Origin of the sequence: Paenibacillus sp. FSL R7-0297 (genome assembly GCF_038009025.1) — a bacterium.
GTDB lineage: Bacteria > Bacillota > Bacilli > Paenibacillales > Paenibacillaceae > Paenibacillus_AQ.
Genome location: NZ_JBBPAQ010000001.1, coordinates 1425282 through 1441178, shown reverse-complemented (window position 1 = coordinate 1441178; position 15897 = coordinate 1425282). Strand labels below are relative to the sequence as shown.

General features: G+C 50.6%; 16 protein-coding genes. 5 read left to right on the top strand and 11 right to left on the bottom strand.

What is annotated here, in order from left to right:
* Positions 1 to 128 precede the first annotated feature (128 nt).
* The 7 genes from MKZ24_RS06300 to MKZ24_RS06270 all read right to left on the bottom strand — a co-directional run bounded on the left by MKZ24_RS06300 (position 129) and on the right by MKZ24_RS06270 (position 5721).
* Positions 129 to 611: a MarR family winged helix-turn-helix transcriptional regulator gene (locus MKZ24_RS06300; RefSeq protein WP_042240572.1), complete on the bottom strand. Its 483-nt coding sequence runs from the start codon at positions 609 to 611 to the stop codon at positions 129 to 131.
* Positions 612 to 752: 141 nt separating this feature from the next.
* Positions 753 to 1475 (bottom strand): LytR/AlgR family response regulator transcription factor, encoded by a 723-nt coding sequence (locus MKZ24_RS06295; protein ID WP_340781743.1) that lies wholly within the window; start codon positions 1473 to 1475, stop codon positions 753 to 755.
* A 34-nt stretch (positions 1476 to 1509) separates the two neighbouring features.
* Complete coding sequence (locus tag MKZ24_RS06290) at positions 1510 to 2394, bottom strand: sensor histidine kinase (RefSeq protein ID WP_340781742.1); 885 nt, start codon at positions 2392 to 2394, stop codon at positions 1510 to 1512.
* Between the two features lie 26 nt (positions 2395 to 2420).
* Positions 2421 to 3167, bottom strand: a complete 747-nt coding sequence (locus MKZ24_RS06285; RefSeq protein ID WP_052416786.1) for an ABC transporter permease — start codon at positions 3165 to 3167, stop codon at positions 2421 to 2423.
* A 13-nt stretch (positions 3168 to 3180) separates the two neighbouring features.
* On the bottom strand, positions 3181 to 3888 hold the full coding sequence (locus MKZ24_RS06280; protein ID WP_340781741.1) for an ABC transporter permease: 708 nt from the start codon (positions 3886 to 3888) through the stop codon (positions 3181 to 3183).
* Positions 3872 to 4810 carry an ABC transporter ATP-binding protein gene (locus tag MKZ24_RS06275; RefSeq protein ID WP_042240581.1) on the bottom strand — a complete coding sequence of 313 codons (939 nt, stop codon included), beginning with the start codon at positions 4808 to 4810 and terminating at the stop codon, positions 3872 to 3874. Before MKZ24_RS06275 ends, MKZ24_RS06280 begins: the two co-directional genes overlap by 17 nt.
* Positions 4811 to 5031: 221 nt before the next feature.
* Entirely contained in the window at positions 5032 to 5721 is a 690-nt protein-coding gene (locus MKZ24_RS06270) for a response regulator transcription factor (protein WP_042240584.1), read from the bottom strand.
* 402 nt (positions 5722 to 6123) lie between these two features.
* Here MKZ24_RS06270 and MKZ24_RS06265 point away from each other — a divergent pair, with 402 nt between their 5' ends.
* From MKZ24_RS06265 to MKZ24_RS06250, 4 genes are all read left to right on the top strand, one after another.
* A complete protein-coding gene (locus MKZ24_RS06265; protein WP_340781740.1) occupies positions 6124 to 6831 on the top strand; it encodes a futalosine hydrolase in 708 nt (235 codons plus the stop codon).
* Positions 6831 to 7682 carry a 1,4-dihydroxy-6-naphthoate synthase gene (locus tag MKZ24_RS06260; protein ID WP_340781739.1) on the top strand — a complete coding sequence of 284 codons (852 nt, stop codon included), beginning with the start codon at positions 6831 to 6833 and terminating at the stop codon, positions 7680 to 7682. Before MKZ24_RS06265 ends, MKZ24_RS06260 begins: the two co-directional genes overlap by 1 nt.
* A 111-nt stretch (positions 7683 to 7793) precedes the next feature.
* Positions 7794 to 8618 carry a class I SAM-dependent methyltransferase gene (locus MKZ24_RS06255; RefSeq protein WP_340781738.1) on the top strand — a complete coding sequence of 275 codons (825 nt, stop codon included), beginning with the start codon at positions 7794 to 7796 and terminating at the stop codon, positions 8616 to 8618.
* Between the two features lie 124 nt (positions 8619 to 8742).
* Positions 8743 to 9417 (top strand): hypothetical protein, encoded by a 675-nt coding sequence (locus MKZ24_RS06250; RefSeq protein WP_340781737.1) that lies wholly within the window; start codon positions 8743 to 8745, stop codon positions 9415 to 9417.
* Between the two features lie 1013 nt (positions 9418 to 10430).
* Here MKZ24_RS06250 and MKZ24_RS06245 read toward each other — a convergent pair.
* Genes MKZ24_RS06245 through MKZ24_RS06230 form a run of 4 tightly spaced genes read right to left on the bottom strand, consistent with a single transcriptional unit; the run spans position 10431 to position 14257 of the window.
* The gene (locus tag MKZ24_RS06245) at positions 10431 to 11504 is read right to left on the bottom strand and encodes an ABC transporter substrate-binding protein (RefSeq protein ID WP_340781736.1); all 1074 of its coding nucleotides are present in this window, start codon (positions 11502 to 11504) and stop codon (positions 10431 to 10433) included.
* A complete protein-coding gene (locus MKZ24_RS06240; protein WP_042240597.1) occupies positions 11501 to 12340 on the bottom strand; it encodes an ABC transporter permease in 840 nt (279 codons plus the stop codon). Before MKZ24_RS06240 ends, MKZ24_RS06245 begins: the two co-directional genes overlap by 4 nt.
* Positions 12337 to 13143: an ABC transporter permease gene (locus tag MKZ24_RS06235; protein ID WP_340781735.1), complete on the bottom strand. Its 807-nt coding sequence runs from the start codon at positions 13141 to 13143 to the stop codon at positions 12337 to 12339. Before MKZ24_RS06235 ends, MKZ24_RS06240 begins: the two co-directional genes overlap by 4 nt.
* Positions 13133 to 14257: an ABC transporter ATP-binding protein gene (locus MKZ24_RS06230; RefSeq protein ID WP_197073006.1), complete on the bottom strand. Its 1125-nt coding sequence runs from the start codon at positions 14255 to 14257 to the stop codon at positions 13133 to 13135. The genes MKZ24_RS06235 and MKZ24_RS06230 overlap by 11 nt, the downstream gene beginning before the upstream one ends.
* Positions 14258 to 14550: 293 nt before the next feature.
* Here MKZ24_RS06230 and MKZ24_RS06225 point away from each other — a divergent pair, with 293 nt between their 5' ends.
* Positions 14551 to 15651, top strand: a complete 1101-nt coding sequence (locus MKZ24_RS06225; RefSeq protein ID WP_340781734.1) for an FUSC family protein — start codon at positions 14551 to 14553, stop codon at positions 15649 to 15651.
* Positions 15652 to 15897 lie beyond the last annotated feature (246 nt).

Sequence of the window (15897 nt, the reverse complement as noted above, 5' to 3'; positions counted from 1 at the left end):
CTGATCTATATATAATTTGCCCGCATCCGGGGACTTAGCTTGATCATCAATGCCTCATCCCGCTGCTAAAGCTGACTGTCATCTATTGGGCTCCGGCCAGTTCTTCAACTTGCTGCGCTGTCCGTCTTCTATACACCCTTGCCCAGCTTCTTCAGCAGCTGAGTGGCCTGAGCCTTCTCTTCACTGTCCAGCCCGCCCATCAGGCTGTGTATGGAACTGACATGACGGGGAAAAATATCATCGAACAGCTCGCGCCCCGCTTCCGTAATCTCGGCATAAGTTACACGGCGGTCGTCCTCGCATGGAACGCGCTTCAGAAGTCCGCGCTTCTCCAGCTTATCGATGTTGTAGGTGATGCTCCCGCTGGTGACCAGAATCTTCTCGCCAATCTGCTGCAGTGGAATCCGCGTTCTATGATACAGGACTTCCAGCACCATGAACTCCGCCGATGCCAGCCCGTGGCTCTTCATATCCTTCACCGCCTGATCCATCAGGCTCTTGTAAGCCTTGGACAGAACAACGAATAGTTTCAGTGATGCCGCCTGCTCCTGATCGATGCTTCCTTCAGCTGCTGTACCTGCTGTGTTTGTTGTGTCATTAGTTCCGCTCATAATGTGCACCTCCTTCGTGTTTGCGTTTATCTTTAAGTTAATTATCTTTAAGTTAAGATAAATATACAGCATACTGTAGAATCTGTCAACAGTATAGGGTGTACAAAAATTTAGACCCCATTACGTATAGAAACGCCCCCTTTACTCATTTACTTGCTTCTGGAGAAAAATATCCAGCTTTTTTCTAAAAGCTGTAGAATTACTCTGTGACAACGGAATAATATCCCCGTTCGTAATATAGATATTGTACCCCTTTACATAATTAACATAGTTCAGATTAATTACAAAACTCTTATGCGGAACCACAAAATCATATAGACTCATTTTCTTCGAAATATTAGATATCTTTTCTTTATGGATTATGTATTCTTTATCCCTTAGTGTCTGTAGATGTATGTCACGGTTCATATACTCAAAGTATAATATTTCCTTGAGGTGAAACGACTTCACACCTTCCTTGAACAAAAATTTAACCTGTTGAGTGTCTTTTTTTCTCGGCGAAATGTACTTAACGGTATCTCGGAGTATAGCAGAAAGAATATCACGATTAACCGGTTTAACCAGATAGCCAAAAGCATGAACTGAGAACGCATAATCTTTGTAGATTGAGTAATTGGTTATAAATACTATCTTCACTTCTGTATCAAGCTCCCGGATTTCCTGTGCCAGCTCATATCCGTTCATGCCCGACATATCTAAATCTAGAATCACCAGATCAAAAATTTCTCTGTCCTTTAGCATGGCCATTCCGAAATTGTATTCCTTGATGCTGTATTCTATTTCATTGTTTAAAGCTTCTTGAATACAACAGCTAATTTGATTAAGGACGTTTTGTTCATCCTCACATATTCCTATCTTGAGCATCTATGTCATCTCCATACATTTTTCTATGAGACCTTCACAATACAATTTTGATCTGTAGGTGGTCTCCAGATAACTCAGCACTGATCGTTCCGCGTATTTTATCAATTAGAATTTTGACGATCGACAATCCTAGCCCTGTGCTCCCTACACTTCGCGATACATCTGAAGTATAGAAGCGGTCGAACAGCCGTGCCGGATCAACCTCTTTCGGACTTGATATCGTATTCGTCATCATCAATTCTGTCTTACTATTCTTCAGCAGGGTGATCCTGATCTCGCCTGTGGCATACTTTGCTGCATTATCAAGCAAGTTCTGTAGGATACGCCGCAGCATATCCTCATCCGTCCAGACAAACACGCTATCTTCCGGGAGCGTTATCTGCGGATGCAGCCCCCGCTCTTCAAACATGGCGGCGTTCTCCACAACGCTATCCATAATCACATTAGAGTAATTCACATTCTTGAACTTCGGCTGAATTTCTTCTGAATCCAATACAGCCAGTTCATAAAATGATTTAATTAATGTCTGCAGATGATGGCCCTTGCGCAAAACAATTCCTATTTGCTCACGCTGCTCTGGTGTTATAGCCCCTTTTTGCAACAGCTGGAGGTAGCCAATCATCGAGGTCAGCGGTGTGCGCAGGTCATGGGAGATGTTAGCTATGGATTCTTTCAGATGATTGCCGCTTCGTGCCATGTTAATACGGAGCTCACGCTGCTTCGTCAGGTTCTTGTTTATTTCTGCAGTGAGCACATTCAAATTCTTATCTATTAATGAAATATTCAACTTCTTTTCAATAGTCCCGGATGACAGTTCAACCATCTGTTTAGTGACATTGCGTATTTGCCTTTTCAACGAAAAGAGGCGAAACATAAGCACCGCAAGCATTACCGTGAGCAGAACAACAATATACATCATGGATTATTACGCCTCCTTCCCCGTCCCTATTTGAGTTCACAAGTATTGAACCTCTGAAATGAAAGTGCGATGAACAACAGCAGGTACACTATCCCGGAAAGTGCAATCTCTGTCGCCTGGACCAGGGAGAGAGAATAGGCTAAAGATGCTCTAATTTGATTCATCGGCAGAAACCGCAGCCACGGTACAACATCATACCAGCCCATCGGCCCGGCATAGGCGATACACATAGCGCTGATAAACAGAACAATCATCGATACAGATACCGTTTTAGCAGAATCCTTGAATATGAAGGCAAAAAATATACAGACTGAAAATACCGCGCTGTTCAGCAATAACGAAAACAGGATTACCCGCAGGATATACAAAGCATCATGATTCCATGAATCTCCCCAGCCCAGCTGAAAAGACATTCTTATGCTACCCACCACCGGACCCAGCAGCATTAAGAGGTTAAACACGGCTAAATAGATAAGACATTTGCTGAAGAAGATTTTTATTCTGGAATGACCTGCTACAACCTCCAGGTGAATCGTGCGGTTAGTGAAATCATGACCGATCATCAGAGCCACGATAGCAGAGAACAATACAAGCCAGACAGTGGAGTCATAAACCATGGCATAGAAGATCCCTATAGCGTCTTTATGTGTGGTCAAATCGGCAATATAGCTTTTGCTGGCAAATAGTCCGTAAATGATACTCAGCAGCGCACAGCCGACAAAAAATTTATTGTACTTTATGCGGTACCATTCCATCTGCATAAGATTATTCATGGCATCCCCCCCTTTAATAAAGTTCCGAATGGTTAAAAATCCTGCCGGTCGCTACGCAGAAGCAGCCTAAAAAAATTATTCCGACCAGCAGAGCCGCTCCTGTCGATGAAGAATCCCCGATTAACAGTCTCAGCTGCCCCAGGGGAATAAACCGCGCAATTTCTTTCGCGTTCGGGCCGTTTAACAGGAATATGGTCAAAAAATAAAACAGCGCTGGAATGGATAAGGTTTTACCAACATCTTTACATATGAATGCCGCCAGTAGGGAGATTCCGCACATAGCCGCGTTCAATACAGCTGTTGTAAGAAATAATTTTATTATCTCCTTCAGATCTGACCCGAAAGATTGGTGCCCCCACCCGTAAATACCGGCATTAAGAGCGATACTAAGGATCGGCTGAAGGAGTAAAATCATGTTCGACCCCGCTACAAATAGGATCGTTTTGCTAAGAAATACATGGTTCCGTGAATGCCCAGCGCAAATCATGTGATGCAGCGTGTGGTCTGCAAAATCCTTTCCAATGTAGAGCGCCCCAAATACACATGTCAGCAGCATTAATATAGGTGCATTATACAAGGACGCAAATACACTCTCATATCCGGTAAGTTTTCCTTGATCCAGCATAAGGAAGCCGCCCAGTACTATAGACAAAGCCAAAAGGATAAAAAAGCTCCGGTCATGCACCAGCTTGTAAATTTCTGCTTTAATGAGACAATGCATGCTTCTCTCCTCCAATACGGTCGAGGAAGTAACTTTCCAGAGTATCTCCAGCCATTGTCATCCCCGTAATCAGGACGCCTTCCTTCATTAATGTGGACGAGATGCCTTCCATGTCATCCAAGTGATCATACAGCTTAATGGTTCCGTCAGGCATAACCTGATAATCTTTGATATGCAGCCGGTTTTCTAAAGCAAGCAGGGCATTCTCTACATGATTGGTCTGCAGCGCAATATGGCGTTTGCACTTCTCATTCAGCTGGCTTTGTGTTAATTCTTCAATCAGGACACCTTGATTAATAAGGATATACTGCGACACCGTCTGATAAAGCTCGTTAAGGATATGGCTCGATATCAATATCGTGGTCCCGCGTTCCGCATTTAAGCGTTTCAGCAAGATCCGCATTTCGGCGATCCCCATGGGGTCTAGCCCATTAATCGGCTCATCTAAAATAAGCAGTTCAGGGTCATGCAGCAAGGCAATCGCAATACCCAGCCGCTGGCGCATTCCCAGAGAAAAATTACGGACCGCTTTTCTGCCAGTAAGATGATCATCCAGACCGACCAGCTCCAGCGTCTCCCTGATAACATGCCGATCGGGTATTCCCCGCTGAATCCGCTGGACTTCCAGATTCTGCACAGCAGTCATATTGGGATATAGAGCAGGCGTTTCAACCATACAGCCGATCCGTTTACGCTGCTCTTGCAGCGCCTGCTTCCCTGTCTTGCCGAACAGGTACAACTCGCCGCTTGTCGGAAAGGATAACCCTACAATAAGGCGGATCAGCGTTGTTTTCCCAGCCCCATTTTGACCAATGAAGCCATACATCTTTCCTCTTTCAATGTTCAGATTAATATTATCCAAGGCCAATGTATGATTATATTTCTTGGTGAGATTGTTGGTCGTAAGGATGATGTCACTCATGTCTGTCACGCTCCAGTTCTACGGTTAAGCATTAAGTATATATTTACCGTTACTGACTATAGTAAGAGGTAATCTTAAAGAAATTCTTAATTTCCTCCGGGATCTCTTTAAAGAATTCTTAAAGTTATGGTTCATGCGAGCTTTTGCTCCCAACAGGAAGAGCCGCTTGCGCCATGAGCAAACGGTTCCTTCATAATAAGGCATATAATAATCAACCGGTTCTAGTCTGTTTTATACAAGCGGTAGCCTATTCCCCAAACGGTTTCTATGTATAACTTATCCGGACTGGCTGCCTTCAGCTTATTGCGTATATTGCTAATATGAACATTTAGTGTATTGTCTTCACTCATATATTCTTCATTCCAGATGCTTTTGAACAGATTGGCTTTGGAGTATATTTTCTCCGGATGTTTCATAAGCAGTTCAAGAATTCCATATTCTTTGGCTGTAAGCGCAAGCTCGCGACCCTTAACCTCTACATTATGCTTCATCTCATCGAGCTGAATATCCTGATAGGTTAAACATCTGTTTCCCGCAGTATCCTGGTTCATTTTATTCCGCCGTAAATTACTTTCTATCCGCGCAAGGGTCTCATCGAGATCAAAAGGTTTAGTGATATAATCATCTGCCCCGATCCGTAAAAGCTCAATTTTGGTTTGCGTTGTATCCTTGGCTGAGATCACAATCACTGGTACTGCAGAATGTTCCCGTAATTCACACAGAAGCTGATCTCCGCTCTTATACGGCAGCATCAGGTCTAGCAGAATCAGATCATAAGATTCTCTTTGAATAAGTTGCAGGGCCTCTAATCCGTTATACGCAGAAGTAGTCAAATAACCGTGTTCCGATATGAAGCAGCGAAGCAGACCGTTAATTTCTTTCTCATCCTCAACTATCAGTATATGCTCCAATTTTCCACATCCTTATATACCTGCATTCACTGCTCACAAATCCGGCCAATCTCGGACTCATGGAATTTTTACGTATATTTTTTCCTCTTATCCTTTATTTTAACACTTATTCTTGAAAAAACGATTATCAACATCCTGTTATATCTTTGCGCATAGAACACATTTTTTTCAACATAAGATCAATATTTTCCAGTCCGATAGCCAAAGAAATACTGTTCGGAATAGCATTTGTATCTGCCGTTATACACGTCTGGAGATTCCGTTAGAACACCCCCTGCGAATTTGACCTGTTCTCAGAAACGGCGTAGACTTTCAAAGGTAAAGATGAATTGAAGGAACAGAATCCCGGCAAGCGGTTTTATCGAAGATCTTTAGATACAAACATATAAAGGGAGGCAGATTATGGAAGCGAAGGTTGAGTTGAATTCGCAGACCGCCGCGGACCTTGTTGCAGCGCAAGAAGCACGCGCGGCGCGCGTGCTGATCGTAACCGCTGTCGCAGCCGAGCGGGATGCCGTCCTGCGCGGCCTGCAGGGCAGCCGCAGGTTCCATGTCATCGCAGCGGGAGCCGGCACCGCTGCGGCGGCGGCGGGCACCGCCGCCGCTCTGGCAGCCGGCTCCTACGGCTGCGTCATCAGCGCCGGGATCGGCGGCGGCTTCCCCGGCCGTGCACCCGTAGGCTCGCTGGTCGTCGCCAGCGAGATGCTTGACGCGGCCCTCGGCGCAGAGACGCCGGAGGGCTTCCGCAGCGCTGCCGAGCTCGGCTTCGGCAGCGTGTCCGTGCCTGCGCCGGGCGGCACGGTCCAGGCCCTTGCGGCCGCGCTGGCAGCGGCCGGGCTCACGGTAAGCACGGGCACCGTGCTTACCGTGTCGACCGCGACCGGCACCGCCGGGACGGCCGCGGAGCTCGCCGCGCGCCATCCGCAGGCGGCGGCGGAAGCGATGGAAGGCCACGGGGTCGCCGTGGCCGCCAAGGCCCTGGGAATCGCAGCTCTGGAGCTGCGCGCGATCTCGAACCCGGTCGGCCCGCGCGACCGGGCCGCGTGGAAGATCAAAGAAGCCCTGGACGCCCTCACAGCGGCAGCGGCTATTCTACTGGAGGTGCTGTAATGACAACCGAACTTCATATTGCTTTTTCTCCATGTCCCAACGATACCTTCGTATTCCATGCCTGGGCGCACGGTCTGGTGCCGAATGCACCCAAGCTGGAGGTAACCTTTGCCGATATCGATATCACCAACGGCCTCGCGGCAGACGGCGCCGGTCCGGAAGTCCTTAAGATCTCCTACGCCGCGCTTCCCTGGGTGCTGGATAAGTACAAGCTGCTGCCTTGCGGCGGTGCGCTTGGACGGGGCTGCGGCCCGCTCGTACTGACACGCAAAGGTGCAGATGCCATCAAACATCCGCGTCAGCTATCCGGCCGCAGAATAGCCGTGCCAAGTGAGCGCTCCACCGCCTACCTGCTCTTCCGGCTGTGGGCTGCGCAGCAGGTGCCGGACGGCCCGGCTGAGATCGTCGTCATGCCCTTCGATGAAATCATGCCTGCTGTACAGAATGGCACGATTGATGCCGGGCTGGTCATTCATGAAGCCCGCTTCACCTACCCGTCCTATAATCTTAACCTGCTGACTGACCTCGGCAGCTGGTGGGAAAGCGACACCGGCCTGCCTATTCCGCTGGGCGCAATCATCGCCCGCCGGGATCTGGACCACGAGGCCATTACCGGCTGGATCCGCAGCTCTTTACAGTATGCCTGGGATCATCCCCTGGACTGCCAGGAATATGTCCTGAGCCATGCCCAGGAGCTCTCCCCGGAAGTAGCCAAATCGCATATTGATCTTTACGTCAACGAGTTCACGATGAACCTGGGCGAGGACGGCTACGCGGCAATCTCTGCCCTGCTAACCCGCGCCGCCGCTGAGGGTCTCGTGCCTGCCATTGATCCGGAGCTGCTGCGCTAGCTCAGAAGTTGCTAGCTTTTTATCCGCCTATGTTTATCCGGATTTTTGAATATTGACGCTTAGACTATCTATGATAAAGCACAAACACAACTCATATGGAGGCTGATTCCTATGATTCCTGCAGGTAACAGCAAGCCTAATATTGACCGCTTCTTGGGATATCAGGATGAATACGACCGTTACCGGCCCGAAGCGCCGCCGCTCGTTATTGAGCTGCTGAGTAATTACCTGGGCAGCCGTCCGGCCGTGGTCGCTGATATAGGCTGCGGCACCGGTCTGTCCACCTTCCTGTGGAAAGACGCCGCCGACTCCGTAACCGGAGTGGAGCCTAACCCGGATATGCTGAGCAAAGCGCAGGAAAAGCTGAATCGCCTGGGCGACGGGGCGCAGGTCTTGTCTTTTGTCCAAGGCTACTCCAATCAGCTTCCCTTCGCCTCAGAGGGCGTCGACATCATTACCTGCTCGCAGTCTTTCCACTGGATGGACCCGGCCAGCACACTTCAGGAAATCTCCCGCTGTCTGCGTCCGGGCGGAGTGTTCGCAGCCTATGACTGCGATTGGCCTCTGGTACTGAACCCTGCTATTGAAGCCCGTTACAATAGGCTGATCGCCACTTCAGACGCCCTGCTTAAGGAGCTCCAGCCTGATTCCGATCAGGCCCGCAAGTGGGATAAGGAAGGACATCTGGGCCGGATCAAAGCCAGCGGATGTTTCACTTACGCGCGAGAAATCGTTTTTCACAACACAGAAGCCTGCAATGCAGAGCGCTATATCGGCCTGGCCCTCAGCCAAGGCGGAATGCAATCGGTTCTGAAGCTTAGCCCGGCCTCACTTGAGCAAGATATTGCCGAGTTCTCGGCAGAGGTTAAGAACTACTTCCGGGGCCGGACATTGCAGGTGCTGATTAGCTACCGGATGCGGATCGGCGTGAAATAAAGGCTTTTCATGCTGTCATTCTAGCCATATCCAAGCTTAATAACAGCGAGACGAAGAACGTCCCGGTTTTCCCCCAATTGGGGGAGCCGGGGCGTTTTCTATTTTCGGGGGAGGCTTGAGAATCATGACATTTGAAGAAGCACATCTGCAGTTTATCAACGGGCATCTGGGCAGCAGACCTAAAGGAGAACGCCGGGCGCGCTTGGAGCGGGGGCATAGGCATGCCGAGATCCTGTTTCTGAATAAAGTCTGGTGGCCGCTGCGGGGACATTTTGAAGGGCTGCATCCAGAATACGAGGTCATGGACTGGCGGGGAAGATCGTATTTTGCAGATTTCGCCTGGTTACCGGGATACGTGAAGCTGCTGATCGAGATCAAAGGCTATGCCTCACATGTACGCGATATGGACCGGACTAAATACTGCGGCGAACTTAACCGGGAAACTTTCCTGTACGCCATGGGCTATCATGTGATTTCATTTGCGTATGATGATGTTGAGCAGCGCCCTGAGCTTTGTATGACCCTGCTGCGGCTCGTACTGGGCAGATATCAGCCTGCCGAGGCACCTGTGTCACGTGTACAGCTAATGGAGCAGGAGGTAATCCGGCTGATTATCCATCTGGCCCGGCCCATCCGCCCGCAGGATGTGAAGGAACATTTCTCTGTCGATTACAGAACCGCAGTCCGGACGTTACACAATCTGGCTGACAAAGGCTGGCTCCTTCCCGTCCCCACCAGTAATCAGGAACGGACTGCACGGTATGAGCTGAAACGCAGTGTGCTTGAATATTTTAATTAGTCTCATATGGAGCAATCTACTTGCGTTTCCGCAGCAGACCAAATTTAATGTAACGGCTGCGGGCTGGGGCTGCGGACCAGCATTAATGCGACCCGTTGCGGGCCATACACTGACGTAGACGAACATTGCAACACAAGTGGATCTCCACTATACTTTGTCCGCTCGACGTTTGCCCAGTAACATGTATCCGAAAAGTACGCTGAGCTTTAACCAGAACCGCCAGCAACGTTCAGGTGGATCGTTGAACCCGCTGCTGGCTGTAGGCTGTAGTGCCGCGAATCAACTGCTGTAACAGTAAGTGGAAAAAGGTATCTTAATTTATCGATTTCGTTGGATCGTGGGCAAGCAAGTGGAAAAACAGCAACTAATTGGGGTGGTTTCAGCTACGTGGGGTGAAATGTAATAATTTAAGTGCTGTTTATCCACCTGCTGCATTCGCAGGGTTCATTCGTTCACCAGCAAGTGTAGAAAATCCAACTAATACTGCCTCTATTGCCTCAGTAGCCGGTGAGGGCCATACAATTCTCCAACAAGTCATGCCCCTCACCAGTGCTCTGACCCTAGCCTTCAGCTTCGCCCGTCTAGCCAACCCCTCTGACCCTAGCCTTCCGGCTTCATCCTTCTCACCCTCCCTTTAATCTCATCCTTAGCTTCGTCCTACTCCCCCTTCCTCTAGCCTCAGCCCTCCAGCTAACTCTTTCTCTTCAATCCCTCTAGCCCCAGCCTCCCCCCTTCCTCTCCCTCCAACTTCACCCTTCTAGCCCAATCCCTCTAGCCTTATCCCTCCAGCTTCCCCCTTCTCTCCCTCAAGCCCTAGCACCCAGCTTCATCCCTCTAGCCTTAGCCCTCCAGCCTCACCCTTCTCCCCCTCCCTCTAGCCTTATCCCTCCAGCCCCATCCATCTATCCCATCCTGCCAGCCATCCCGCTCTGCAGAAGCTCCCCCTACCCTTCCCCAGCAAAAAAACACCCGCATGCGAAACCTCCGCATGCGGGCACTCAATGACCGGCAACCTACTTCTTATTCATCTTAAACTTCAGGAACAGCTCGTTATAATGGGCAAGCATCCGCTTACCGAGGTTATCGTAGACCTCCAGCCGGTCTGTGATCTCGGCGGGCGGGTAGAAGCGCTCGTCGCCGGAGATGTCCTCCGGCAGCAGCTTCAGGGCAGGAACGTTCGGCGTAGAGTAGCCGACATATTCCGTATTCTGCGCCGCCACATCCGGGCGGAGCATGAAGTTGATGAACTTATGTGCCCCTTCGATATTGGCTGCGCCGCGCGGAATGACCATGTTGTCGAACCATATGTTCGAGCCTTCCTCCGGCACTACGTAATCCAGCTTGTCGTTCTCATCCATAATCTCCGAAGCATCGCCGGACCAGACGATTCCGACAGCCGCCTCCTCGTTCGCCAGCAGCATCTTGATCTCGTCGCCGACGATCGCCTTCACATTCGGCGACAGCCGGTTCAGCTTGGCCAACGCCTCCTGCAGATGCTCTTCATTCCTGTCATTGACGGAATAGTGCAGACTGTTCAGCGCCATGCCCATCACCTCGCGTGCTCCATCGACCAGGAAGATATTATTGTCCAGCCGCTTATCCCAGAGCGAATCCCAACTGCTGAAATCGATGCCCTCCGTCATCTCGGGGTTGTAGATGATACCTACCGTCCCCCAGAAATAAGGCACCGAATACAGGTTACCGGGATCAAAGGACAGATCCATGAATTCGGACCCGATATTGGCCAGATTCGGAAGCTTGCTGTGATCCAGCGGCAGCAGCAGGTTCTCTTCGCGCATCTTGGCAATGGCATAGTCGGAAGGGACCACGACATCGAAGACCGTACCGCCCTGCTCAACCTTGGTCAGCATCGCCTCATTAGAGTCAAAGGTCTGGTAGATCACCGTAATGCCGGTCTCCTCCTGGAACTGCTCCAGCAGCTCAGGATCGATGTAATCACCCCAGTTGTAGATCGTCAGCGTATTGCCGCCGGAATAGCCCTCGGCCGAGTTCAGCCTGGAGGCCAGGAACATCAGCCCGAATGCCACGATCAGAATCGCCAGAAACGTATTTACCAGCTGTTTCATCTAGGCACCCCCGCTTCGGCAACCGGTTCTGCAATCTGCATAGGCGGGCGGCTCTTCCGCTGGTTAAGGTAGTAGTAACCTACTACAAGCAGAATCGTGAAGAGGAAGATCAACGTCGACAATGCATTAATCGACAATGAGACCCCTTGGCGTGCCCGGGAATAGATTTCAACCGACAGTGTGGAATATCCATTACCGGTTACGAAGAAGGTTACCGCGAAATCGTCCAGGGAATAGGTAAGCGCCATGAAGAACCCGCTGAAAATCCCCGGCTTGATGATCGGCAGAACTACCTTCGTAAGCACATCGCGGCGCGTAGCCCCGAGATCCCGGGCAGCGTCAGTCAGTGTCAGGCTCATCTCCTGCAGATGGGGCAGGATCATGATGACGGCAATTGGAATACTGAACGCCACATGCGAGAGCAGAACGGAGGTGAAGCCAAGCTTGATCCCGACAATGGTGAACAGGATCAGGAACGAGGCTCCGATAATCACATCCGGGCTGACAATCAGCACATTATTCAGCGAGAGCAGCGTGTTCTTGGCCCGGCGGCTGCGGACATGCTGGATTGCCAGTGCTCCGATGATCGCAATCAGTGTCGCAATCGCCGAAGACAGGAGCGCGATCACCAGCGTGTTAATCACAATAATCATCAGCCGGGTATCAGCAACGACCTCACGGTAATAATCCAGTGTGAAGCCCTCGAATTCATGCATGGTGCCGCCGCTGTTGAACGAGTAGTACATCAGATAGAAAATCGGCGCATACAGAACAAGGAAGACCAGCACCAGATAGATATTGGCAATCCCGTTTTTATTTTTGCTTTTGTTTCTCACCCGCGCACCCCTTTCCGCGAGCTGCCCGTAAGAATCATGAACAGCGCCATAATGGCGATCAGGAATACCGCTACCGTAGAGCCCATGCCCCAATCCTGTGTGACCAGGAAATGCTGCTCAATCGCGGTGCCGAGTGTAATTACCCGGTTGCCGGCAATCAGTCGTGTAATCATGAAGAGCGACAGCGCCGGAATGAATACCGCCATAACGCCGGAACGGACCCCGGAGATCGTCAGCGGAAACACAACCCGCCGGAACGTCGTCCACCCGGAGGCACCCAAATCGCGCGCCGCATCCACCAGCGACAGATTCATCTCATCCAGTGCACTGAAGATCGGCAGAATCATGAACGGGATGAAGATATAGACGGATACAAATACAAAGCTGAAGCCCGTGAAGAGAATCTGCTGCTCTCCTATCCCCATTAAATCGAAGAAATTGTTAACCGGGCCGAAGGTGCCGAAGATCCCGATGAAGGCATATGTCTTCAGCAGCAGATTGATCCATGTCGGCAGAATAATCAGCAGCAGCCACAGCTGCTTGTGCTTCGTGCGCGTCAGCAGATAAGCAGCCGGGTATGCCACCAAGAGCGAGAACAGTGTGATCAGAAAAGCATACCAGAAGGAATTCAGCATCATTCTCATATATACCGGCGTGAAGAAATTGACGTAGTTGTCCAGCGTCAGCTTCCCGTCCAGATCGAACAGGGAATAATAGACAACCAGCAGCACCGGTGCAATAACAAACAACGCAATCCACAGGTAATACGGGATGAGGTAGTACGACTTGCCCTTACTCTTCATCGCTCTCCACCTCGCCGTAAGCCTCCAGACGTTTGTCGAACTCTTCCTCCGTTTCGCCGAAACGCATAACATGGATCGCTTCCGGATCAAAATACAGCCCGATTTCGCTGCCTACCTCCGCCTTGCGGGTGGAATGGACCAGCCATTCATGGCCTGAGCCGTCATAGCAGCTGATCTCATAATGTACCCCGCGGAACAACTGGGAATCCACGCGCACCTTCAGCTTTCCCGCTTCTACTGTGGCAATCTCCAGATCCTCCGGCCGGATGACGATCTCCACCGCCTCATTCGGCTTCAGGCCGGCATCGACGCACTCGAACCGGTGGCCGTTAAATTCAACTACATAGTCCTCAATCATTACGCCCGGCACGATGTTCGACTCGCCGATGAAATCCGCCACGAAGCGGTTGATCGGCTCATCGTAGATATCGTTCGGCGTACCGCTCTGCTCAATCTTTCCGCCGTTCATGACGAAGATCCAGTCGGACATCGCCAGCGCCTCTTCCTGGTCATGGGTAACGAAGATGAAGGTGATGCCCAGCCGCTGCTGCATTTCCCGCAGAATATACTGCATCTCCGTGCGCAGCTTCAGGTCGAGCGCGGACAACGGCTCGTCCAGCAGCAGTACCTGCGGCTCGTTGACAATCGCTCGCGCAATTGCGACACGCTGTCTTTGTCCCCCGGACATCTCATTTATCGCCCGCTGGTCATAGCCGACCAGATTGACGAAGCGCAGCGCCTCCTGCACCTTTTGATTAATAACATCCTTCTTAAGCTTCTTGATCCGCAGTCCGAAAGCCACATTCTCAAATACGTTCAGGTGCGGAAACAGCGCATAGTCCTGGAATACCGTATTGACCTGCCGCTCATTGGCGGGAATATGGTTGATGATTTTGCCGTTCAGATAAATGGAACCTTCAGTCGGCTCAGCGAAGCCGGCAATCAAACGCAGAATGGTCGTTTTCCCGCAGCCCGAGGGGCCCAGCAGTGTATAGAATTTACCACGTTCAATTTCGAAGCTCACGCCTTTTAATACAGCCTCTTCATCGTCATATTGCTTAATAACCTGATCAAAAGAAATAATAGTGCCTTCCTGGGTAGCTATAGCTAACAACCTCCCTACCTTATGTAGTACAACCTATTTTACCCGCTTATTGCGGGAGACAATCCATAAGCAGCATCCTCAGCGCGGATAAGTGACATTTCCTCCCTTTGTTCGACAGACTTCAATATATATAGCATATAGGAATCATTCGATATATGCGATAGCTTACATTATTAATTGCAGTACAGAAACTTAACAAGTTCGTAAAAAATGGACCCGGCGTGGCCTGTTTTGAGGTGCTATAATGAAAACGGCTGAAAAACATAAAATTTTTCTTACATTTGCGAAAGAAGATGACTACCATGAACGAGGGGTTACAAGACCGCCTTGAGAAGTTCGGATTATCCCTTTATATGATACGTGTTACCCTTGCTGCATCACTATCCTGGCTCGCGGTACACAGCTTGTATGGCGACCGTTATCTGTACTTTGCGCCGCTGGCGGCGATTCTTATCACCCAGAGCAGTGTCAAAGCCTCGCTTGAAAAAGGGGCATACCGGCTGCTCGGTATTGTGCTAGGCGGAATCGCCAGCCTGGTCGTGGGCCGCTTCTTCGATGTTGGTGCGCTCTCGATTCTGCTGATGCTGCTGCTCGGTATAGGCGTAGCCACCGCCTGCCGGATTAATATCCAGGCCGTTTCGCAGGTTGGCGTCACTTCCGTCCTGGCGCTCACCTTCTATCAGGATGGGTACATCGTCTGGAGAGTCGCCGAGACCCTGATCGGCGTGCTGATTGCCTTAATTATAAATATGATTATCGTTCCGCCCAAGGGGTTCGTCAAGGTCAAGGACTTGGCACTGAGGGGCAGCCTGACATTGTCCGATGCCTTAACCGGCCTGACGTCCGGCGGACGGGATGCTGCCCAGGCACTGACCGCGCTTAAGCTTTCCGGTGAACTGCTTGGCAAGAGTAAGCAACTGCAGAACGAGCTTCACTTCACGCTCTCCCATTACCAGTGCCGCAAAGAGCTCGGTACACTGTCACAGGCTACCTCCCATCTTAGCAGGGTGCATTCCTACGTCAAAGGAATTTCCGAAGAGCTCTCCCTGCTTCCTGCCCATTATGCCGCAGCCGACTGGATGACAGAGGTTGTGACGGCAACGGCAGACTGCATTGCCTTATATGGTACCCGGACGCTGTCGGATGCGGAATGCGGACGTTCGCTCCCCGAGAGCCTTCGCCGCGCCCGTGATGTGCAGCTGGCCTGGTTCTCTGAGCTGCAGGGTCAATGCCCGCTCGCCGCATTCCGTGATCTTGGCGCGGTGTTCTCGCATCTGAACCGGATTCTTGAAGAGATTGAACGCGCTGATTATGCGGCAATCTCAGCTGGCGCGCAGCCCGCCAAGGCTGCACCGGCGAGCGCGATACGATTCATACAGAAGGGACTCTCCCATAAGCTATAGGCTTGGGAGAGTCCCTTTTTCCTGTGCGGTAAAGCCGAATCAGATTTAGTTCCCATCCTCATGATTTGTTCCCGTAACGACACTATGCCCTCCCGGTTCAACTGGAAGTTACACGCATTGATTTTTAGCGGATTATTGGCAGTCATAGGGCGGAAATATATTATTGTTGTACAATAATTCAATTAGCAGTACGGTTTGAGCAACAAGGGCTCTTGCAGAAGGGGTCCTCCCATAAGCTGTAAGCGC